Raw genomic sequence first — 23460 nt, 5'->3', positions numbered from 1 at the left:
GGATGCATACGGCCATGGTTCCATACAGCCATGGCAATGAAAGGAAACATTGTATGCGTAAGCTGATTCTCGATCTGGACACTGGTGTCGATGACACTCTGGCTATCTCCTATGCCCTGGGCAGCCCCGAAGTTGAGCTGATCGGCATAACGGGAACCTATGGCAACGTGCTGCTGGAGCAGGGCATCCGCAACGACCTGGCCATCACCGACCTGCTGGGTCACCCCGAGGTCAAGGTCTACCCGGGTCTGTCCCACGCCTCCAAGGCGGACTCCTTCGAGGTGCTGCCCGTCTCCGCCTTCATCCACGGAGAGAACGGAATCGGCGATGTGGCCATCCCCGACTCGGACCGCAAGGCTGAGACGGAGTCGGCCGTGGACTTCATCATCGACGCGGTCAACGCCTACGGCAAGGACCTGGTCTACGTGCCCACCGGCCCCATGACCAACATCGCCGCCGCCCTGGCCAAGGAGCCTGAGATCGCCCAGCGCATCGGCTCCATCGTGCTCATGGGCGGGGCCCTGACCGTGCCGGGCAATGTGGACGCATGGCAGGAGGCCAACATCTCCCAGGATCCGGATGCGGCCGATGTGCTCTTCCGCTCCGGCGCGCCTGTGACCATGGTCGGCCTGGACGTGACCCTGCAGACCCTGCTGACCTACAAGGAGACCGCCCGCTGGCGGCAGCTGGGCACTGCGGCAGGCAACTTCCTGGCGGACATGACCGACTTCTACATCAAGGCCTATGAGACCACCTCGCCCCACCTGGGTGGTTGCGGCCTGCACGATCCGCTGGCCGTGGGCGTGGCCGTGGATCCGACCCTGGTCACCACCCTGCCCATGAACATGAAGGTGGAGACCGAAGGCGCCACCCGCGGGCGCACCATCGGGGACGAGCAGCGGCTCAACGACCCCAACAAGACCACGCGCGTGGCTGTCGGCGTGGACGTGCCCCGCTTCCTGGACGAGTTCATGACCCGCATCACCAGGCTGGCCTCCCAGGCCGACTGAGGTCCGCCATCCCCGGCAAGTTCACGCAAGAGAAGGAGAACTGAAGACATCATGTCCGAAAAGCAATCCACCGAGGATTCGACAGCAGTACGATCGCTGATCCTGCTGCTGATCACCTTCGTCCTGGGCACCCTGTGCCTGCAGGGCTTCAACCTGGTCTTCCAGCAGGTCGGCAAGGATGCCGGCGCTCCCGACCAGGCATCGCTGATCACGGCCCTGCCCAGCATCGTCCTGGGCATCGTCTGCTTCATCTACGGGTCCCTGGGCGACTTCGTATCCCTGCGCAAGCTGGTCACCTTCGGCCTGTGCATACTGTTCATCGGGTCCGTGTACGGATACGTGGCCAACACGATCATGGCCCCCAACATCTGGAATGTGATCGCGGCCCGGCTACTCCAGACCGCCGGCGAGCAGGTGGCTGGATCGGCCTACCTGGTCGTGGCCACCAAGTACCTCAAGCCCTCACTGAAGGTGATCTTCTTCGGCATCTTCACGGCAGGCTACCAGGTGTCTGCAGCCATCGGCATCTTCGCCGCAGGCCTGCTCAGCTCCATAGCCTGGCAGTACCTCTTCCTGATTCCCGCGGTCACCATCATCTTCCTGCCCATCCTGCTCAAGAGCCTGCCCACCGGCGGCGGCAACGGCGAGAAGGTGGACTGGCTGGGTTTCGTCATCTTCGGACTGGCCACGGCCCTGCTGACCCTCTTCTTCTCTTACACGGCCTGGTGGCTGCTGGCGGCCTCGGCTGTCTGCTACCTGATCTTCGCCCTGTACATCAGCCGGGCCCGGAGCCCCTTCATCACCCCGGACTTCTTCCGCAACAAGCGCTGGCTGATGGGCATCGGTCTGATCCTGATCTTCTACTTCATGAACTACTGCATGTCTCCCATCTTCAACGCCATCGGGCGTGACGTCTACAAGGTGTCGACCACCACGGTCTCCCTGCATGTTGTCTGGGCCTTCCTGGTGGCCGCCGTGCTGGGCACCACCTCGGGAGCCATCGTGGACAGGATTGGCCGCAAGCCCGCCATCATCATCGCCGCCTGCCTGATGACCCTTGGTTTCGCAGGATCCGCTCTGGTGGTCAATTCCGGCCTGCTGGCCCTGACGCTGACCGCCTGCGTCTACTATGCCGGGGTCGGACTGATGTATTCGCCCATCGTCTCCACCGTGCTTGATACCCTGCCCCAGGACCAGTCGGGCCGCGGCGTGGGCATGAACGATCTGGTCATGAACGTGACAGGCTCCATCGGTATTGCCATCATCGGCGGCCTGATGGGCAAGCCCAGCCTGGAGGGCTTCAGCATCATGGGCGCCACTGGCCCGGCCGCCAACTACAGCAACCTGTTGCTGATCGGGGCTGCCGTCTCCCTACTGGGCCTGGTCGTGTATTTGGCCTGCAAGAAGACCATCTACGCCACGACTGCTGACCAACAGTAAGCGGTTGTAGTCGACCGTTCGAGCGCGGCAAGAAGAGCTGTTTCCTCTGTTGCGTTCGGGCGGTCGACCGATTGTGTGGTGGGGGCGCGGGAGGGGTGTCGGCTCTCTTGGGGTGTGAGCCTTGACTGACACAGGCCTCCCTGCTCCCCCTGTTCTGGCCGGAGGCGGGGGATTAATACGCCACCCGGCCGGTCTTACTCGTGCGAAGCGTGAAGCAGTCGGTGCGTTTCCCTCCGGTGGCGGCGTGAGGCCAGGACCCCGCCCATGCCGGTCATGCCGGTGGCCAGAGCCAGCAGAATACCCTCCCCGCCGGCTTGGGGGAGCACGCCCAGGGGTGTGTACGTGTAGGTCAGGGACTTGTCCGTCAGGGTGCTTCCTACTCCGCCCATCGTGTAGTCGACGCTGACCTTGACCGGGCCCGGCTGATGAGCGGGCGTGGTCACGGTGACGCTGTTGCTGTTGCTGACATGGGTCAGGTTCGTGCCGGCACTGGTGTCGAACCTGACTGCACTGATCACCGGCTGCAGGTTGAACGCCACCGGCACAGGAGCCCATTTGGTGTTGGTGGTGCCGTCGCCGAGCCGACCGTCACTGTTGCTGCCCCATGCCTTGGTGTTCCCGTCCGTGCCGATGGCCAGCGAATGATGGTCTCCGGCGGTTATTTGCACGGCGCGCATCCAGGGTCCGGCCGCGCTGGTGGACTGCACGGAGGAGAGCACCTTCATGGGGTAGGGGTAGGGACTGCCGCTGCCCTTGATGCCAAGCTGGCCATTATCGTTGTCTCCCCATGCGTAGGCGTTGCCGTCCTTGTCGACCGCCAGCGAATGCTCTTGTCCGGCGCTGACTTGTGTGGCTTTCAGTCCTTTGCTCGTGTCAGTGGGGCTGGCGGGGTCGCGCACGCGCACAGGAACAGACGAATTACTAGAGCTGTTGTTGCCGAGCTGATGATAATAGTCGTTTAATCCCCATGCGTAGGCGTATCCGTCGCTGCCCACGGCCAGCGAATGCCCGTATCCGGCGCTGATTTGTGTGGCTTTCAGTCCTTTGCTCGTGTCAGTGGGGCTGGCGGGGTCGCGCACGCGCACAGGAACGGACGAAGAGCTGGTGCTGTAATTGCCAAGCTTGCCGTAACTGCCATCTCCCCAGGCGTAGGCGTATCCGTCGCTGCCCACGGCAAGGGAATGATTTTGTCCGGCGCTGACTTGTGTGGCTTTTAGTCCTTTGCTCGCATCGTTGGGGCTGGCGGGGTCGCGCACGCGCACCGGAACATACGAAGAGCTTCTGCTGTTGTTGCCGAGCTTGCCGTAACTGCCATCTCCCCAGGCGTAGGCGTATCCGTCGCTGCCCAAGGCTAGTGAGTGGTAGTCTCCAGCGCTGACTTGTATGGCTTTTAGTCCTTTGCTCGCATCGTTGGGGCTGGCGGGGTCGCGCACGCGCACCGGAACATACGAAGAGCTGCTGCTGTTGTTGCCGAGCTGGCCAGAGCTGTTGTATCCCCAGGCGTACACGTATCCGTCGCTGCCCAAGGCTAGCGAATGATAGTGTCCAGCGCTGACCTGCACGTAGGTGAAATCCTCTGGCAGGTCCGGATATGTCTTGCGGTCAGGTTTCTTCACCAGGACCGGAGTTGTCCTTTGAGCGGCCGTCCCGTCGCCGAGCCGACCATAGCTGTTGCTGCCCCATGCGTAGGCGTTCCCGTCGCTGCCCACAGCCAAAGAAAAACCATAAGTTAAGTCGTTTGACCCGCTGATTTGGCTGAACCTGATGCCTCGGCTGGTGTCTGGCGGGGTGATGGTCGTGGTCTCGTTGCCCAGCTGGTTGCCCTTGTCGGGGCTGACGCTCCACTGGTTGTTCTGTTTGGTGGGTGTCCAGTGGGCGGTGAGGGTGAGGTCCCTGGTGACAGGCTTGCTGAAGTCGTAGGCGACTTCGCCTATGAACCATCCGTCGAACTGGTAGCCTTTTCGTTCCGGGTTGGGTGAAGGCCGTTGGACTCTGCCGTATGGGTTAGGAACAGTCTGGTCTTCGGGTTCGGGGCTTCCTCCGTCTGTGTTGAAGTGGACGGTGTGGCCCGTTTCTGTTTCGGTATCTCTGGTCAGCGGCTGGTCGACCGTGTAGTTGAGGCTTCTGGTGAAGGGCCGGCCGTCCTGCCTGCCGGCGAGTGTGATGGCGGCTGGCCCAGGTTTGCGGACGGGTATGTCCACCTGCCAGGATTCATCCTTCTCGCTGAGTTTGAGCGGCTGGCCGTCCATGCTGGCAGATTCCAGGGTAGATGCAGTGGAGGTGTCGACTCTGGCTGTTTTGCCCGGATTGCTCTGATGGTCCAGGCTCCACGTGAACATGCTGCCCTGCCTGTCCAAGGCCATAATCCTGCTGTCGGCTTCGGCGGCCTGCATGTAGTGTTGGTTCCCGTTGTCCGCGCGCATGGGTGCCTTGCCGGGCTGCCATGCCCAGACCTGGCCGTTCGTGCCGGTGATGACGGCCTGGCTGTCGTTGGCGCTGATCCGGCTGGCTCTCATGTCTTCCGGAAGGCCGACAGCTGTGAGACTGGTGGTGCTATCGGCAAGGTAGTGGGCCTGCCCGTCCGCGTCCAGCAGGAGGAATCCTTTTTTGATGCTTTGGGCTTGGATAATGCGAATTTTCGTGTCTTGTCTGATGCGTTCTGGCTTGGCTTTCCCGGTGTTGCTCGTCTCCCAGGTCCAGGCCTGCCCGTCCGCGTCCAGGGCGAGGATCCGGCTGTCGGAGGCGACTGCGGTGACGGCCTGCGTCTGCCCGGGCAGGCCGGTCGCGGCTTGTTCGGCGGGTTTCGGGTTCAGATCCTGGCTACCTGTCAGACCGGTTCGGAAGGCGTGGATCCGGCCTTGACGGTCCACGGCCAGCAGCAGGTCATCGTTGGTGCTGATGCTGGTGAATTGGCTGTTGCTGACGGTGTCGAGGATGATGGGCGCAGGCTGTTGGCTGGTCCAGGTGTATATGTGCTGGTCGGATCCCAAAGCGGCCTGCCATCGGCTGCCTGCCGCGGCCTGCAGGTAGCGGAATCCGTCGGCGGCCTGGGCTGGGGAGGGCACCTGCACGGGTGCGCCCTCCTGTGTCCAGGTGTGGATGCGGCCGTCGCCGGTCAGGCCGAGGATCTGCTCTCCGGCGGCTTGGACGTTGGCATAGTAAGGCTTCTGCGGGCTGGGCGGGCTGATGGTCAGCCGGGCGCCTGTGGCGGGCCCATGGTCGGGGCTCAGCGTCCAGTCCGTGGCTTTGGCCCACTTGGCTTTCAGGGTCGTGTCCTGGAGGATAGGGGTCCTGAAGTCGAAGGGTTGGCCGTCATGAGTCCATCCGTCGAACCGGAAGTCATCACGTACAGGATTCTGTATCGGGGGAGTGGCGAGGGTGCCGGTCTTCACGCTCGCCTGGGTGGGTGTGCTGCCGTCGGCCGGGTCGAAGCGCACCGTGTGCGAAGGTTGATCATCCGCCTTTTTGGTTGATTTGGCCGTAGCGGAGTCTGCGCTGTCGGGTGTTCCCGTCGTCGATGACGGGGTGTTTGGGCTTGCTGTCGGGCTTAATGGTGTGGTGGCTTGTATCGGTGATGGTGTGGGCGGTGGCGTGCTGGTTGCGTTGCTGGGGAGAATGCCGGAGTTTTGCTTAGCTACGCGAGGGGTCTGACGACCCCCCCCCCGGTGAGTACAGGAGCGTCCGCCTGGGCGGACGCGACGCCCAGGCCAGCCAGCAGGCCCAGCAGGACGATCATCATCGCCAGGATGCGACGCAGACGGGAAACCAGATGCATGAAACCAAAACCCCTTCACCAAACACCAAGCGGAGCAAACGCCGCTTGCCTATTCAAAGTTCTACTGTCGGAAAGCTGTGCTGCCTGTCAACGCCAGCCCTGTATCGGATTGCAGGAACCGTGGCGGAAGCCAACCGTCTTCTCGACATTCCCCGCTTTTCACCATACCACCGGATTAGCAAGCAACACACACAAGCCATGTCCGAGTGCTCGGCGGCAATGACCCCGATGATTGGACACAGGCGGCGGCTCGCAAAATTATGAGGAGGGAGGAGGAAGAAAAAATGACCAGCGGCCAGGCTGAGTGGGGTTGTAAGCCCTATTGCCTGATGCTCTGCCTTGTTCCGCTTTCGGAAGTGTGGTGGGGGCGCGGGAGGGGTGTCGGCTCTCTTGGGGTTTGAGCCTTAAGTGGCACTGGCCTCCCTGCTCCCCCTGTTCTGGCCTGGGGCGGGGAAATTGATATGCGCCCCAGGCCTTTCTTACTCGTGCGAAGCGTGCAATAGATTGTGTTGTTCCCTCCGGTGGCGGCGTGAGGCCAGCATCGCACTCATGCCGGTCATGCCGGTGGCCAGGGCGAGCAGGATGCCCTCCCCTCCGGCCCGTGGGAGAACGCTCGCAGGGAGGTACGTGTATCTGAGAGAGGTGTCGGTCAAAGTCTGTCCTGCGCCGCCCATCGTGTAGTTCACGCTGACCGTGACCGGGCCCGGCACGTGTGCAGGGGTGAGTACGGTGACGCTGTTGCTGTTGCTGACAGGAGTCAGGTGTGTGCCAGGGCTGGTGTCGAACCTGGCTGCGCTGATCACCGGAGCCAGGTTAAACTCCACCAACATCGGGACATAGGCATCTTTGTTGCTGTTGTTGCCGAGTTGACCATACTTGTTATATCCCCATCCATATGTGTATCCATCCTTGCCGATAGCCAGGGAATGCCAGTTTCCAGCACTGACGAGAGTGCTGTCAAGGCTTAGATCGGTGTTATTTGGGGATGCAGGATTTCGCACCTTTGCTGGCTGGTTGTGGCCTCGAGAATCGTCATAATTAGTATAGCCAAGTTGGCCATAAGTGTTTCGTCCCCACGACCATGCAATTCCATTGATGTCAACGGCTAGGGAAGTGTCGTATCCCGCACTGACTTGGCTGGCTTTGAAAGGGATACTGGGATTGTCGGGATTGTATACTCGAGCGGGGGAAAGAATATCCTGATTCGTCGTATTCTGTCCGAGCTCGCCCCAATAATTCCATCCCCATGACCAGGTGTTCCCTTGGGCATCGATAGCAATGGAATGTTCAAAACCGGCGCTGATTTGAACGCTTTTTAAGTTTTTGCTTGTATCGTCGGGATTGTTCGGGTCGCGCACGCGCACAGGAACAGGATTCGCACCTTCGAAGCCGCTCGTGACATTGTTGCCAAGCTGGCCGTAACTGTTGAATCCCCAAGCCCAGGTATCCCCGTCCCTGTCAATCGCTAATGAGTGAGCTCCTCCGCCAGCTACTTTTATTGCCACCAGCCCTTTGCTTGCATCCGTAGGATGTTCTGGATCGCACACGCGTACGGGAGCACTCGAGTAGCTGCTGCTGGTGCCGTTGCCGAGCTGACCGTTCCCGTTGCGGCCCCATGCCCAGACATTACCTTCCTTGTCGATTGCCAGTGAATGCTCGCCTCCGGCGTCAACCTGTATGGCCTTCAGTCCCGTATTTACGTTGGAATGTGTAGAAGGATCACAGACACGCACGGGAACAGTTGAATAGTCGCCGCTGGTGTTGTTGCCGAGCTGGGCATATGTATTGTCTCCCCAGGCGTATACGTATCCGTCGCTGCCCAAGGCCAGTGAATGCCAGTATCCGGCGCTGACCTGTACATAGGTGAAGTCAGCCGACACGCCTGCTGGCTTTTTCACCTGGACCGGCGTGTTCTGCTGGGTGGTCGTCCCGTTGCCGAGCTGGCCAGACCTGTTGTCTCCCCATGCGTACGCGTTACCGTCACTGCCTACAGCCAAGGAAACGCTATTTTGCATGGCGACAGATCCAATTGAATTACTAATTTGGTTGAATTTAACGCCGCTTGTGCTGTCTGGTGGGGTGATGGTGGTGGTTTCGTTGCCGAACTGGCTGCCCTTGTCGGGGTTTATGGTCCATGTTGTCCTGGGTTTTTTGCTGGTCCAGCGGGCGGTGAGGGTGATGTTTTTTGTGACGGGTTTGCTGAAGTCGTAGGCGGTGTTGCCGGTGAACCATCCGTCGAACTGGTAGCCTTCGCGCGTCGGGTCTGGGTAGGGCCGCTGCACTCGCCCGTACGGGTAGGGAACCTGTTGGGGTTGGGGCGCCTGGCTTCCTCCGGCTGTGTCGAAGCTGACCGTATATGTGGAGTCCTGTCGGATGTCTCTGGTCAGAGGCTGGTCGACCGTGTACGTAAGGCTCCTGGTGAAGGGCTGGTTGTCTTGTTTGCCGGTGATAACAATGGTGGCCTCTCCTGGCGTGTGGGCGGGCATATCCGTCTGCCAGGCATCGTTGCTCTTGTTGAGTGTCAGCGGCTGGCCGTCTATGTTGGCTGTTTCAAGGATGGGTGTTTTGGTGGTGCTGAGTCTGGCTGGCTGGCCGGGCCGGCCCTGCCCGTCCAGGCTCCATGCGAACATGCTGCCTTGCCTGCTGACGGCGGTAATCCTGTCACCTGCAAGGACGGCCTGCGTGTATGTCTGGTTGCTGTTGTCCACACGGATGGGAGTTCCGGCTATCTTCCAGAACCAGACGTGGCCCTCCTTGTCGGTGATGATGGCCTGATTCTTGTCGGTGCTGATCCTGCTTGCTTTTATGCCCTCTGGCAGGCTGACGGTTGTCGGTTTTGTTGTGCTGTCAACCAGGTAGTAGATTTGCCCGTCCTCGCTTAGGAGGAGAGACCCTTGATTGAGGGATTGAGCTTGGACGATACGCATGCCCGGGTCCTGCTTGATGCGTTCGGGCTCGACGTTGCCGGTGTTGCTTGCGGTCCATGCCCAGGCTTGCCCGTCCGAATCCAGTGCCAGGATCCGGCTGCCCGAGGCGACGGCAAGAACTGCCTGCCCCGGTTCGGGCAGGCTGATTGTTTCCTGTGCTGCGGGTTTCGGGTTCGGGTTTTGGCTGTCGGCCTGACCGGCCTGATAGGCGTGGACCTGTCCCTGCCGGTCCACGGCCAGGAGCAGGTCATTGTTGATGCTGATGCTGGTGAACCGGGTGTCCTGGCCGGTGTCGAGGAGCGTGGGCGCGGGCTGTCGGCTGTCCCAGGTGTAGATCCGCTGGTCGGATCCGAGTGCCGCCTGCCGGCGGCTGCCTGCCGCGGCCTGCAGGTAACGGAACCCGTCGGGAGCCTGGGCCGGGAAGGGAACCTGCACGGGTGTGTGGTCCTGTGTCCATGTGTTTATGCGGCCGTCGCCGGTCACGCCGACGGTTTGGTCTCCTGCCGTGCGGATGCTCGTGTAGTAGGGCTCCTGCCTGTCGGGCGGGCTGATGGTCAGCCTGGTGCCGGAGGCGGGTCCGTGGTCCGGGCTCAGCGTCCAGTCCGTGGTTTTGGTCCACTGGGCTTTCAGGGTCGTGTCCTGCAGGATCGGATCCTGGAAGTCGTAGGGCTGGCCGTCAAGCGTCCATCCGTCGAACCGGAAGCCATCACGTTGAGGGTTCTGCTGCGGGGGAGTGGCGAGGGTGCCGGTCTTCACGGTCTCCTGTGTGGGCTTGCTGCCGTCGGCGGGGTCGAAACGCACCGTGTGCGTGGCGCGATCAGCCGTCTTCCCTGCTGACTTGGCCGGAGCGGAGCCTGTGCCCTCATGTGTGTTCGTCTGCGGTGACGGGGTGTGCGGGCTTGGCGTTGCTGGGCTCAACGGTGGGGTGGCTTGTATCGGCGATGGCGAGGAAAGTGGAATATTTGATGCGTTGCCGGGGACAGTGGCGGGGGTTTGCTCAGCTACGCGAGGGGTCTGACGACCCCCCCCCCGGTGAGTATGGGAGCGTCCGCCTGGGCGGATGCGACGCCCAGGCCTGCCAGCAGGCCCAGCAGGACGGTCGTCATCGCCAACGCGCGACGCAGACGGGAAACCAGATGCATGAAACCAAAACCCCTTCACAAACACCAAGCGGAACAAACGCCGCTTGCCTATTCAAAGTTCTTCATGTCGGAAAGCCGTCCATAGCTCAATACCAGCCTCTGCAGCAAACTGCACAAGCCACGACAAAAGCCAGTCGTCTTCTCGACATTCCCCGCTTTTCACCATACCACCTAGCCCACAGATAACACACGATACGGATCGTGATGGGTGATCTCGCCATAGACGACCATGTGGTAATCGGTTTTGTATTTCTGAGTAATTGCATCACTACTGAAAACGGCGTATAAGTATCGTTCTATTGATTCTCATTTCCATTGTGAAGTTCAGCATTTGTTCGGCGATAGAAGACTGTAAGGCAGACCTAGTTTGGACCGCTTCAGTGTCTTGGGGTCGCCGACTGCAGCAACCTGCCTCTGATTAAGACTGAAAACCATCTATTTCAAGCTTGCCAGCCAGGAGTAGACCGGCCCTAGGGTTTTGTTCCTGATGCAAGATAACCGACTGGCCGCGCGCGGTAAAAGCAGCTGTTTTCACTATTGCTGTCGGGCGATTGAATGATAAATGTGGTGGGGGCGCGAGAGGAGTGTCGGCTCCCTTGGGGGATGAGCCTTCAGTGACACTTGCCTCCGTGCGCCCCCTGTAAGCCGGGGCGGGAAGATTGATCCGCCACCCGGCTTGTCTTACTCGTGAGAAATGTTTGACAACTTGTGTTGTTCTCTCCTGTGTTGGCGTGATGCCAGGACCCCTCCCATGCCGGTCATGCCGGTGACCAGGGCGAGCAGGATGCCCTCCCCTCCGGCGCGGGGAAGCACGCCTGCAGGCAGGTATGTGTATGTCAAAGAGGTGTCGGTCAGGGTGCGTCCTGCACCGCCCATCGTGTAGGCGACGCTGACCGTGACCGGGCCAGGCAGGTGTTCGGGCGTGAGCACAGTGACGCTGTTGCTGTTGCTGACAGGGGTCAGATCCGTGCCGGGGCTGGTATCGAAGGTAACGCCGCTGATCACCGGAGACAGGTTGAACATCACCGGCATGGGAGCCGGGCTCGGGCTTCCTGCGTCGGGATTGCCGATTGCGCCATATCGGTTGTCTCCCCATGCTCTGGCATATCCGTCCGTATCGATTGCCGAAGAATGAAAGTAGCCGGCACTTACTTGCGCGGCTTTCAGCCAGGGGCCGGCTGAGCTAGTGGATTGCGCGGAGGCGAACACCCTTACAGGAGAATACCGGTTGTACCCGGCGTTGTCGCCAATCTGATTGTAGTTGCTGATTCCCCATGCCCAGGCGTTTCCGTTTGTGTCGATAGCCAACGTGTGACTGTCTCCGCCGCTGATCTGTATGGCTGTCACTGTGCCCGCATCCGTCGGGTATCGCACCTTTTGGGGAATAGGATTCGGGTCATCGCCGCTGTTGCTGCCATTGCCGAGCTGACCAGCGATGTTGCGCCCCCATGCCCAGGTGTTCCCGTCTTCATCGATGGCCAGCGCATGCCAGCCGCCGGCGCTCACCTTGGTCGCTTTCAGCCAGGGGCCCGCAGCAGCCGTGGATTGGCTGGAACTGAATACACGCTTGGGTGTTGGGTGCGCGGTATTGGTATTAAGCCCGTCGCTCGTATTGTTGCCGAGCTGGCCGTAGTTGTTGTAGCCCCAGGCGTACACGTAATGGTCCTGGCCGATGGCGAGATTAAAAGACCATTGAGTGCCTATCTGCAGGGCATGAAAGACCCCGCTCGCATCAGCAGGGTCCATGACCGCGGCGGGGACGGTCTGCTGGCTTGTGTATTGACCGTTGCCTGCGGATAAGCTTCCCCAGGTGTACACGGTTCCGTCGGCACCCAGCGCCATGGAGCTTCGCATTCCGGTGGAGACCTGGATTGCTTTTAGACCTGTACCGGAGCCGTTTGGGCTGTATACGCGCACAGGGACTGACGAATTCCCTGTGGTGTTGTTGCCGAGCTGGCCGAAATCGTTATTCCCCCAGGCGTACGTGTATCCGTCGCTGCCGATGGCCAGCGAGTGGTAGCCGCCTGCAGCGACCTGCACATAAGTGAAGTCGGTCGGCGCTCCTGCAGGCTTTTTCACCATGACCGGCGTAGCCCGGTTGGTGGTCGTCCCGTCGCCGATTTGGCCAAAGCCGTTGTATCCCCAGGCGTAGGCGTTCCCGTCGCTGCCCACAGCCAGCGAAAACCCCATCAGATCATTCATAACGTATCCGCCGGAGCTGATCTGGTTGAATCTGATGCCGCTGGTGCTGTCTGGTGGGGTGATGGTGGTGGTTTCGTGGCCGAGTTGGCCACCCTTGTCGGGGTTGATTCTCCAGGAGGTGTTGGGGGTTTTGCTGGTCCATTTGGCGGTGAGGGTGAGGTTGTCGGTGACGGGTTTGCCGAAGTCGTAGGCGACTTTGTTGATGAACCATCCGTCGAACTGGTAGCCTTCGCGCACCGGGTCGGGGGAGGGTCGTTGGACCCTGCCGTAGGGATAGGCGACCTGCTGGGGGCCGGGTGTCGGGCTCCCTCCTGCCGTGTCGAAGGTGACCGTGTGGGTGGAGGCCGGTCTCGTGTCTCTTAACAGGGGCTGGTCGACCGTGTAGGTGAGGCTTCTGGTGAAAAGCTGGCCGTCTTGTTTGCCGGTGATAACAATGGTGGCTTGTCCGGGTTGGCGTGCGGGAACCTCCGTCTGCCAGGCGTCGCCGGTCTTGTCGGGTGTCAGTGGCTGGCCGTCCATGCTGGCTGTTTCAAGGATGGGTGTTGTGGTGGTGCTGAGTCTGGCTGGCTGGCCGGGCAGGCCCTGCCCGTCCAGGCTCCACGTGAACATGCCGCCCTGTCTGCTGATGGCGGTGATTCTGCCGCCCGTAGCGGCGGCCTGCGTGTATGGCTGGTTCCCGTTGTCGGCGCGCATGGGTGTCTGGCCGGGCTTCCAGGCCCAGACCTTGCCGTTCTTGTCCGTGATGATGGCCTGGCTGTCGTTGCCGGTGATTTTGCTGGCTTTCAGCTGTCCTGGCAGGCTTAAAACTGTGGTGCTGGTTGTGCTGTCGGCCAGGAAATAGGCCTGCCCGTCAGTGTCCAGGAGGAGGAATCCCTGGTTGAGGGCCTGGGCCTGGATGATGCGCGTGCCCGGTTCCTGCCTGATGGGTTCGGGCTTGGCTTTTACCGTGTTGTTCGCGTTCCGGGTCCAGGCCTGCCCGTCCGAATCCACGATGAGGATCCGGCTGTCGGAGGCGGCGGCGGTGACGGCCTGCGCCGGTTCGGGCAGGCCGGTCGTGGCCTGTTGTGTGAATTTCGGATTCGGATTCCGGCTGTCGGCATCGTTGGCCTGGTAGGCGTGGACCCGGCCTTGACGGTCCACGGCCAGGAGCCGATTATCGTTGATGCTGATGCTGGTGAACCGGGTGTTCTTGCCGGTGTCGAGGAGCGTGGGTGCCGCTTGTCTGCTGTCCCAGGTGTAGATCCGCTGGTCGGATCCGAGTGCGGCCTGCCGGCGGCTGCCTGCCGCGGCCTGCAGGTAACGGAACCCGGCGGCGGCCCGGGCGGGGGCGGGCACCTGTTCGGGAATGCTGTCCTGTGTCCAGGTGTGGATGCGGCCGTCCCCGGTCAGGCCCACAGTCTGGCTGCCTGCGGCCTGGATGCTCGTGTAACAGGGTTCCTGCGGGCTGGGCGGGCTGATGGTCAGCCGGGTGCCGGTGGCGGGCCCGTGCTCCGGGCTCAGCCGCCAGTCCGTGACCTTGGTCCATTTTGCAGTCAGGGTCGTGTCCTGGAGGACGGGGGTCCGGAAGTCGTAGGGCTGGCCGTCAAGCGTCCACCCGTCGAACCGGAAGCCCCCACGCACAGGGTTGTGTTGCGGAGGGGATGCTAGGGTGCCGGTTTCCACGCTCGCCCGTGTGGGCGTGCCTCCGTCGGCCGGGTCGAAGCGCACCGTAAGGGAAGTTTGAGTATCTGTCTTTTCGGCTGATTTGGCCGGAGCGAGGTCTGTGCCGTCTTTATTGATTGTCGTCGATGATGGAGTGCTTGGACTCGGTGTTGCGGAACCTAATGGTGTGGTGGTTTGTATTGGCGAGGGCGAGGGCAGTGGGGTGCTGGCTGCGCTGCCGGTGGGGATGCCGGGGGTTTGTCCAGCTGTGTGGGGGGTCTGGCGGCCCCCCTTGATGGATGGGGGAGCGTCCGCGTCGGCGGTCGCGGCGCCCAGGCCTGCCAGCAGGCCCAGCAGGAGGATCGTCGTCGCCGAGGCGCGACGCAGACGGGTACCCTGATGCATAAGCCGACAACCTTTCGCCCACACCGGACACAGCCGCTTCGAACATCCCCAGGAAGGTGCCGATGAATCCCTGCCTAGCAACGTCCCATCCGTCAGGAAGCGACTCTTTAATCCGCATCGAAACCCAGCCAACTCCCCAACACCACTACATTCATCATGCTACCTGAAAAAACTAGTACACACGACGCCGTTTGTGATATCGGATCCATATAGGTCAAGCCTGCTTCGGGCTCCGTGCCGGCGCAGTGCTCCTGTTTACTGCCTCACTGATGAAAAAGTGAGCAGACATCGTACTGTTGCCAGTATCTCAATCTCCAAGATTGTGCCTGCCATTGACCGCCAGTGCATGGGGTCCGGGAGATGGTCGGAATTCTGACTAAGTTGGCTGTCCCGACCGGCCTGTTGCGAGGCTGCCTGCATGATGCCGATCCGGCAGAAGTAAGCATTAAGTGTGGTGGGAGGGGCGCGGGAGGCGTGTCGGCTCACTTGGGATTGAGCCTTGTATGACGATTGCCTCCGTGCGCCCCCGGTAAGCCAGGGCCGAGAGATTGACCCGCCCCTGGCTGGTCTTACTCATGCTAAGTTTGCGACAGCCGATGCTGTTTCCTCCTGTGGTGATGGTAGGCCAGCACACTGCCCATACTCACGACTCCTGTGACCAGGGTGAGCAGGATGCCTGCCCCGCCGGTACTGGGAAGCACGACTGTAGGCGCTGCGGGCAGGTACGTGTATCTGAGGGAGGTGTCGGTCTGGGTGTTTCCTGCGCCGCCCAGCGTGTATTTGACGCTGACTGTAACCGTGCCCGGCAGGTGTGCAGGCGTGGTCACGCTGGCGCTGCTGCCATCGCCGCGAATCAGATTTGTGCCGGGGCTGGTGTCGAAGGTGACGCTGGTGATCACCGGCTGCAGGTTGAACGCTACCAGAACGGGAGCAAGACTCCGGCTTCCTGCATTGGGATTGCCGAGCTGACCGTACTGGTTGTCTCCCCATGCCTTGGCGTATCCGTTCGTGCCAATCGCCAGTGAATGCTGCCATCTCGCACTTATTTGCACGGTGTTCATCCAGGGTCCGGCCGAGCTCGTGGACTGCGCGGAGGCAAACACCTTTACCGGGGTATACCGATTGCTGGTGGTGTTGTCGCCGAGCTGGCCAAAATCGTTGCGCCCCCATGCCCAGGTGTTCCCGTCCGTGTCAATGGCGAGCGCATAATAACCTCCAGCGTTCACCTGCTTGGCTGTCACAGGGCCTGCAGTTACCGGGTATTTTACACGCACGGGGACAGGATTTGCATCGTATTCTCCGTTGCTGGTGCCATTGCCGAGTGAACCATACGTATTTTGTCCCCATGCCCAGGTGTTCCCGTCCGTGTCAATGGCCAGCGCATACCAGTATCCAGCGCTCACCTGCACCGCCTTCAGCCAGGGGCCCGCTGCAGCCGTGGACTTGCTGGAGGCGAACACGCGGCCGGGCGTCGGGTTGAAGATGTTGGCACTGGTCCCGTTATTTGTGTTGTTGCCGAACTGGCCGTTGGTGTTGTAGCCCCAGACGTACACGTAACCGTCCTGGCCGATGGCCATGTCGAAGGACCAGCCGGTGCTGATCTGTACGGCGTGGAAGACGCCGCTGGCATCCGATGAGTCTTTGACTGCAGCGGGGAAGGTTTGCTGGCTTGAGCCGTTACGATCGTATCCTTTGGATATGCTGCCCCAGGTGTATACGGTGCCGTCGGCGCCTAGCGCCATGGAGTTCCAGGCTCCGCCGGTTACCTGGATGGCTTTCAGGCCTTCACCGGAGTTGTTTGGCCCGTGCACGCGCACAGGTAGCGACGAATTGGATGTGGTGTTGTTGCCGATCTGCCCGTGGTCGTTGAGCCCCCAGGCGTACACGTACCCGTCGCTGCCGATGGCCAGCGAATGATAGCCTCCGGCAACGACCTGCACGTAGGTGAAATCCGTGGGTGCGTCTGCAGGCTTCGGCACCGGGACGGGTGTGTTCTGCCGGGCGGTCGTACCGATGCCGAGCTGGCCGAACTTGTTGTTGCCCCAGGCGTAGGCGTTCCCGTCGCTGCCCACAGCAAGCGAATACCCCGTCTGATCAGCGAAGAGGTATCCTCCGCCACTGGCCTGGCTGAACCTGATGCCCCGGCTGGTGTTGGTTGGCGGGGTGATGGTGGTGGTTTCCTTGCCCAGCTGGCTGCCCTTGTCGGGGCTGATGCTCCACTGGTTGTTCTGTTTGGTGGGTGTCCAGTGGGCGGTCAGGGTCAGGTCCTTGCTGACAGCACTGCTGAAGTCGTAGGCGACCTGCCCGATAAACCATCCGTCAAACTGGTAGCCTGCGCGCGTCGGGTCGGGGGTAGGCCGATGGATCCTGCCGTAGACTGGCTGGATGCTCTGGTCCTGGGGGGTCGGGCCTCCTTCGCCCGTGTTGAAATGGACCGTGTATGTGGAGTCCAGTTGGCCGTCTCTGGTCAGGGTCTGGTCGACCGTGTAGTTGAGGCTTCTGGTGAAGGGCTGGCTGTCCTGCCTGCCAACGATGAGAATAGTGGTCTGCCCTGGCTGGCGGGCGGGTGTGTCCGCCTGCCAGGAGTTGTTGTTCTTGGTGAGTGTAAGCGGCTGGCCGTCCATACTGGCTGATTCCAGGGTGGGCGCCTGTGTGGTGTTGAATCTGTCTGGTTTGCTTAGCTGGCCCTGATCGTCCAGGTTCCACTGGTATAGGCTGCCCTGCCTGTTCACGGCGGTGATTCTGCTACCGATGCGGACCGCTTGCATGTAACGCTGCTTTCCGTTGTCTGCGCGGGTGGGCGTCTTGCCGGGCTTCCAGGCCCAGACGTGGCCGTCCTTGCCGGTAATCATGGTCTGATCCCCGTTTGCGGCGATCCTGCTGGTCTGCACGCCGTCCGGCAGACTGACTGGGGTCATGCTGGCCGTGTTGCCGGCCTGGTAATAGGCCTGCCCGTCCGCGTCCAGGAGGAGGAACCCTTTGCTGAGGGCTTGGGCCTGGATGATGCGGATTCCGGGGTCTTGTTTGATGCTTATGGGTTTGGTTTCTTCATTGTTGGTCGTATCCCATATCCAGCCTTGTCTGTCGGAGTCCAGTGCCAGAGTTCGGCTGCCAGATGCGACGGCGAGGACGGCTTGCGCCTGTTCGGGCAGGCTGGTTGTAGCCTGTTCGGCGAGTTTTGGAGTCGGATTCCGGCTCTCGTCTTGGTCATCTTGGAAAGCGTGGACGCGGCCCTGTTGGTCCACCGCGATGAGCCGGCCGCCGTTCATGCTGATGCTGGTGAACTGGATGTTCGTGCTGGGGTGGAGAATCACGGGCTTGGGCTGTTGGTTGGTCCAGGTGTAGATGTGCTGGTCGGATCCCAACGCTGCCTGCGATAGGCTGCCGGCTGCGGCCTGCAGGTAATGGAACCCGTCGTCGGCTTGGATGGGAAAAGGTACCTGTTCAGGTATGTTGTTTTGCGTCCATGTGTAGATGCGGCCGTCACCGGTCAGTCCGACAGTCTGCTCGCCTGCAGTTTGGAGTCTGATGTAGTAGGGTTCCTGCCTGTCGGGCGGGTTGATGGCCAAGCGGGCGCCGGTGGCGGGTCCGTGGTCCGGGCTCAACGTCCAGTCCGTGGGTTTGGTCCATTTTGCGGCCAGTGTCGTGTCCTGGAGGATGGGAGTTTGGAAGTCGAAGGGCTGGCCGTCAAGTGTCCATCCGTCGAACCGGAAGCCGGGGCGCTGAGGGTTCTCTTGCGGGGGAGCGGCGAGAGTCCCGGTTTTCACGGTCGCCTGGGTGGGTGTGCTTCCATCGGCCGGGTCGAAGCGCACAGTATGCATGGCTTGACTGTCCGTCTTATCGGATGGCTTGGCTGAAGTAGCCGATTCTGTGCTGTCCGGAATGCTCGTCGACGTTGATGGGGCATCTGAAGTTGTTGCAGGGGTTAGCAGTGATGCGGTTTTCAGGGACGATGACGAGGGAACTTGAGTGCTGGTGGCGCTGCTGGGGAGAGTGGGGGGTGCGTCACCGTCCGCGTCGGTGGATGCCGCTGCAGGGCCCGCATGCAAGCTGAGCAGGACGATCATCATCGTCGAGATACGCCGTAGACCGGCACCCAGATGCATAAGCCGAAAACCTTTCGCCCACATCGGACACGTCTACATCCAACAACCCCGAGAGTGTGCCGATGACCCCTGCTTATAGTGTCCTATCCGTCAGGAAGTGACCCCTCAAGCCACATTGAAACCCAACCAATTGCCCTACAACATTGTCATGCTACCCGAAAAAGCACCGCACATGGTGTAACTCACAATAATTGCTTCGAAATATAGTCCAGGACTTGTTTGATCCCCATGCCTGAGCGTATCCCTGGTTAATCGCCTCTTTTGCAAAAGAGACAGCAGGTGGGTATCGCTTCGTTACCTGGTGCTCCGATTCCCAAGCTCTCTGTCTGTCCAGGAGTGGATTGGTTCGGCAGGTCAGTTGCGGGGGAAGCGGCGGGGTGGTGACGGCTCTGGACGGAGATTGCCGGTGTGAGGTCGGGGAGCCGCGGATGGCGGCATCCAAGGCCTTGCGTGGCAGTTTATCGATGCTATCCACTCAAGGTCTTTGACAGTTTCCGACTGGATCAGTCCTGCTGGGTTACCGTAGGATTCGATGTGTCAGCTACAAGTTGTCGAGGCGCGGACTGCCGCAGGGCCGGGCCAGGCATGCGCAACTGGTGGCCGGTGTGCTCTAGTCGCCAAGGATGGGGGGGGGGCGAAGCATTCGATGTCTCTTGTAAAGAAATATGTGGCCTAGGTTTAGCTGTCCTGTGGCTGGGCATGGGTTAATCCGACCCGAACTGTTTGTGGGTCCGCCAGTTGACATCAGCACGTTCTCGAGCCGGCGGGAGCCGGGAGACGGTCGGAGCCCAGGCTCATTTGGCTGTCTCGAACTGGCCCGCTGCGTGGCTGCTCGTATCATGCCTATGCCGGTTTTGCAGAAGCAAGTATATGGATGGTGGGGGCGCGGGAGGGGTGTCGGCTCCCTGGGGGTTGAGCCTTAGATGGCACTTTTCCACCCTGCTCCCGCCTAGTTGGGCCGGGGGCGTGGGGATTGATACGCCGTCCGGCCGGTCTTACTGGTGCGAAGTGTGCAACAGTTGGTGTGTTTCTCTCCTATGGCGGCGTGAAGCCAGGACACCGCCCATGCCGGTCATGCTGGTGGCCAGAGCGAGCAGGATGCCCTCCTCTCCGGCCTGGGGGAGCACGCCGGCAGGCGTGTACGTGTAGGTGAGGGATGTGTCGGTCAGGGTGTTCCCTACTCCGCCTATCGTGTAGTCGACGCTGACCCTGACCGGGCCAGGTAGGTGCGCAGGTGTCAGCACGGTGACGCTGTTGCTGTTGATGACATGGGTCAGGTTGGTGGCGGGGCTGGTGTCGAACCTGGCGGCTGTGATCACCGGCTGCAGGGGGAACATCACCGACACAGGGGCCATGCGTCTGGCACTGGGGGAGTCTCCTGTGGGGATGTCGGTGTTGCCGAGCTCGCCGGAGGAGTTTTGTCCCCATGCCCTGGCGTGCCCTTCCTTGTCGACGGCCAGGGAATGTAAGCGTCCGGCGCTGACCTGCACGACATTTAGCCAGGGGCCGGCCGAGCTCGTGGACTGTGCAGAAGCAAGCACTTTCACCGGGGTATACCGATCGCTCGTGGTGTTGTCGCCGAGCTGGCTATTGTAGTTGCGTCCCCATGCCCAGGTGTTCCCGTTCGTGTCGATCGCCAGCGAATGCCAGGTTCCCGTGCTGACCTGTATGGCTGTCACCGTGCCCGCACTCGTGGGGTATTGCACGCGTACGGGTACGGTCACGCTGTTAACGTTGGTGCCGTTGCCGAGCTGTCCAAACCAGTCTCCTCCCCATCCCCAAGTGTTTCCTTTTGTGTCGATCGCCACCGAATGATAGCCGCCGGCGCTGACCTGTACGGCTGTCACTGTGCCCGCGCTCGCGGGGTATTGCACGCGTACGGGAACACTCGAATAGCTTCCGGTGCCGTTGCCGAGCTGGCCTTCGATGTTGCGTCCCCATGCCCAGGTGTTCCCATTCGTGTCGATGGCCACGGTGTGATAATACCCGGTACTCAGCTGTACGGCCTGCACCGTGCCCGCGCTCGCGGGGTATTGTGTGCGTACGGGAAGGCTGGAATTGCTGGTGGTGCCGTTGCCGAGCTGGCCATAGTCGTTGCGTCCCCATGCCCAGGTGTTCCCGTCCGTGTCGATGGCCAGCGAAACCCCGTTTCCGGCGCTGACCTGTATGGCCTTCAGCCCCGTGTTCACGTTGGAACGTGTGGCGGGATTGAATACGCGCACGGGGACGGCCGAATATCCGCCGGTGGTGCGGTTGCCGAGCTGACCGTAGTCGTTGTCTCCCCAGGCGTACACGTATCCGTCGCTGCCTATGGCCAGCGAATGCTTGCCTCCGACGGTGACCTGCACGTAGGTGAAATCCGCCGGCCGGTCCGGATATGTTGTGCGATCGGGCTTCTTCACTGGTGTCGGTGAATTCCGCTGTGATCTCGTCCCGTCGCCAATCTGGCCGGAACTGTTGTAACCCCAGGCGTAGGCGTTCCCGTCGCTGCCGACCGTCGAAGAGAATGAAGTCGCCACTCCGTCGCTTTTTGAGCTGCTGATCTGGTTGAACCTGATGTCCTGGCTGTTGGCGGGCGGGGTGATGGTGGTCTGCTGCCTGCCCAGCTGGCTGCCCTTGTTGGGGTTGATCCTCCAAACGTTGTTTGGGTCTTTGACGGTCCAGTGGGCGGTGAGGGTGAAATTCTGGGTGACGGGCTTGCTGAAGTCGTAGGCGATGTTGTCTCTGAACCATCCGTCGAACTGATAGCCTTCGCGCACCGGGTCGGGTGTGGGACGCTGCACCCTTCCGAGCGGGTAGGACACCTGCTGTGGGTCCGGCTTCAGGCTTCCGCCATCTGAGTCGAAGCCGACTGTGTAGACGGATGCCTGCCGGAAGTCCCTAAATAGTGTCTGGGCGACTGTGTAGTCGAGTCTTCTGGTGAAGGGCTGGCCGTCCTGCCTACCGGCGATCGTGATGGCGGCTGGTCCAGGCTGGTGTTCGGGCACCGCCGTCTGCCAGGAGCCGTCTTTCTTGCTGAGAGTCAATTTTTGTTCGTCCATGCTGGCTGATTCCAGGGCGGGCGCCTGGGTGGTGTTGATTCTCGCCGGCTTGCTGGGCCGGCCTTGCTTGTCCAGGCTCCACTGGTATACGTTGCCTTGCCTGTCCACGGCGGTGATTCTGCCGCCCGTAGCGGCGGCCTGCGTGTAGGCCTGCTTCCCGTTGTCGGCACGGATGGGTGTTTCGCCGGGCTCCCAGGCCCAGACCTTGCCGTCCTTGTCTGTGATGATGGCCTGGCTGTCGTTGCCGGTTATCCGGCTGGCTTTCAGCTGTTCTGGCAGGCCGGTGGCTACGAGCTTGGTGGTGTTGTCGGCCAGGTAATAGGCCTGCCCGCCTGCGCCCAAGAGGAGGGCCCCTTTGTTGAAGGGTTGGGTTTGGACGATGCGCAAGCCCGGGTCTTGCTCAATGCGCTCGGGCTTGGCTCTTCCAACCTTGTTCGTGTCCCAGGCCCATGCCTGCCCGTCCGCGTCCAGGGTGAGGATCCGGCTGGCCGTGGCGGCTGCAAGAACGGCCTGCGCCTGCCCGGGCAGGCTGGTTGTTTCATGTTCGATGGGCTTTGAGTTCGGATTTTGGCTATTGGCCTGGCTGGTTCGGAAAGCGTGGACCTGTCCCTGCCGGTCCACGGCCAGCAGCCGGTCGCCGTTCATGCTGATGCTGGTGAATTGGGTGTTTTGGCCGGTGTCAAGGATGGTGGGCGTGGCCTGTTGGCTGTTCCAAGTGTAGATGTGCTGGTCGGATCCGAGTGCCGCCTGCCATTGGTCGTTGGCTGCGGCTTGCAGGTAGTGGAACCTGTCGGGAGCCTGGATGGGGGAGGAAACCTGTGTTGGCGTGCTGTCCTGCGTCCATGTGAAGATGCGTCCGTCGCCGGTCAGGCCGACTATCTGGTCTCCTGAAGTTTGGATGCTGACGAACTGAGGCTCCTGCCTGTCTGGCGGGCTGATGGTCAGCTGTGCTCCGGTGGCGGGCCCGTGGTCCGGGCTCAGCGTCCAATCTGTTATTTGTGTCCACTTGGCTTTCAGGGTCGTGTCCTGGAGGATAGGGGTCTGGAAGTCGAAAGGCTGGCCGTCGTGGGTCCATCCGTCGAATAGGAAGCCTGCACGTACAGGATTATGTTCCGGAGGGACAGCCAGAGTTCCGGTTTTCACAGTTGATTGTGTAGGCTTGCTGCCGTCGGTTTGGTCGAAGCGCACCGCGTGTGTAGCTTGCTCACTGGTATCGGATGGCTCGTTTGAAGTGGGGTCTGCGCTGTCTGTATCGTTCGTCGGCGATGACGAGGTGGCTGGGCTCGATGTCGTGGGGGTCAGTGGTGATGTGGTTTCCAGTGGCGAGGAGGAAGGCAGGGGGGTGCTGGTTGCACTGCCGGGGGTAATGGCGGGGGTTTGCTCAGCTTTGCGGGGGGTCTGACTACCTCCCTCCACCTTGATGGGCACAGAAGCGTCCGCAGGGCCGGCGGACGCGGTGTCGTTCGCGTTGGCGGATGTAATGCCCAGGCCTGCCAGCAGGCCCAGCAGGAGGATCATTGTCGCTGACGCGCGACGTAGACGGGTAACCAGATGCATAAGCCGAAACCCCCTCGTCAACACCGGACACGACCGTTTCCGACATCCCCAAACGTGCCGATGACCCCTGCTTACAACGCCTTATCCGTCAGGGAGCCATTCAGACCACATTGAAAACCAATCAACTCCCCAACAACATTGCACTTATTATGCTACTGGAAAAAGAAACACGCGCGGAGCAATTCATGAGAAATGTATCGAACTGTTAACCAAG

At 61.2% G+C, this 23460-nt stretch carries 8 protein-coding genes; 2 read left to right on the top strand and 6 right to left on the bottom strand.

Annotated elements, in window-relative coordinates; genetic code table 11:
• Window positions 1-53: 53 nt before the first annotated feature.
• Window positions 54-1010: a nucleoside hydrolase gene (locus ACUIAF_RS04260; RefSeq protein WP_445339125.1), complete on the top strand. Its 957-nt coding sequence runs from the start codon at window positions 54-56 to the stop codon at window positions 1008-1010.
• Window positions 1011-1061: 51 nt separating this feature from the next.
• Window positions 1062-2450, top strand: coding sequence for an MFS transporter (locus ACUIAF_RS04255; protein ID WP_110416901.1), 1389 nt, complete (start codon window positions 1062-1064; stop codon window positions 2448-2450).
• Between the two features lie 194 nt (window positions 2451-2644).
• On the opposite strand, the gene ACUIAF_RS04250 is transcribed toward ACUIAF_RS04255, so the two are convergent.
• The 6 genes from ACUIAF_RS04250 to ACUIAF_RS04225 all read right to left on the bottom strand — a co-directional run bounded on the left by ACUIAF_RS04250 (window position 2645) and on the right by ACUIAF_RS04225 (window position 23246).
• Window positions 2645-5887 (bottom strand): RCC1 domain-containing protein, encoded by a 3243-nt coding sequence (locus ACUIAF_RS04250; RefSeq protein ID WP_445339124.1) that lies wholly within the window; start codon window positions 5885-5887, stop codon window positions 2645-2647.
• A gap of 197 nt (window positions 5888-6084) precedes the next feature.
• Window positions 6085-6225, bottom strand: a complete 141-nt coding sequence (locus ACUIAF_RS04245; RefSeq protein WP_445339123.1) for a hypothetical protein — start codon at window positions 6223-6225, stop codon at window positions 6085-6087.
• Window positions 6226-6704: 479 nt separating this feature from the next.
• Window positions 6705-10070: an RCC1 domain-containing protein gene (locus tag ACUIAF_RS04240; RefSeq protein ID WP_445339122.1), complete on the bottom strand. Its 3366-nt coding sequence runs from the start codon at window positions 10068-10070 to the stop codon at window positions 6705-6707.
• 905 nt (window positions 10071-10975) lie between these two features.
• The gene (locus ACUIAF_RS04235; RefSeq protein ID WP_445339121.1) at window positions 10976-14542 is read right to left on the bottom strand and encodes an RCC1 domain-containing protein; all 3567 of its coding nucleotides are present in this window, start codon (window positions 14540-14542) and stop codon (window positions 10976-10978) included.
• A 578-nt stretch (window positions 14543-15120) separates the two neighbouring features.
• Entirely contained in the window at window positions 15121-18648 is a 3528-nt protein-coding gene (locus ACUIAF_RS04230) for an RCC1 domain-containing protein (protein ID WP_445339120.1), read from the bottom strand.
• A 995-nt stretch (window positions 18649-19643) separates the two neighbouring features.
• A complete protein-coding gene (locus ACUIAF_RS04225) occupies window positions 19644-23246 on the bottom strand; it encodes an RCC1 domain-containing protein (RefSeq protein WP_445339119.1) in 3603 nt (1200 codons plus the stop codon).
• Between the last annotated feature and the right edge of the window lie 214 nt (window positions 23247-23460).

It is taken from the genome of Bifidobacterium sp. ESL0822, assembly GCF_052606675.1.
The sequence above is the reverse complement of the archived record's forward strand: the minus strand, read 5'-3'. Positions and strand labels throughout refer to the sequence as shown.

Excerpts from the sequence above, each read along its gene's own strand:
- ACUIAF_RS04260 (WP_445339125.1), top strand. The coding sequence starts at position 54 with ATGCGTAAGCTGATTCTCGATCTGGACACTGGTGTCGATGACACTCTG.
- ACUIAF_RS04255 (WP_110416901.1), top strand. The coding sequence starts at position 1,062 with ATGTCCGAAAAGCAATCCACCGAGGATTCGACAGCAGTACGATCGCTG.
- ACUIAF_RS04245 (WP_445339123.1), bottom strand. The coding sequence starts at position 6,225 with ATGCATCTGGTTTCCCGTCTGCGTCGCATCCTGGCGATGATGATCGTC.
- ACUIAF_RS04235 (WP_445339121.1), bottom strand. The coding sequence starts at position 14,542 with ATGCATCAGGGTACCCGTCTGCGTCGCGCCTCGGCGACGACGATCCTC.
- ACUIAF_RS04230 (WP_445339120.1), bottom strand. The coding sequence starts at position 18,648 with ATGCATCTGGGTGCCGGTCTACGGCGTATCTCGACGATGATGATCGTC.
- ACUIAF_RS04225 (WP_445339119.1), bottom strand. The coding sequence starts at position 23,246 with ATGCATCTGGTTACCCGTCTACGTCGCGCGTCAGCGACAATGATCCTC.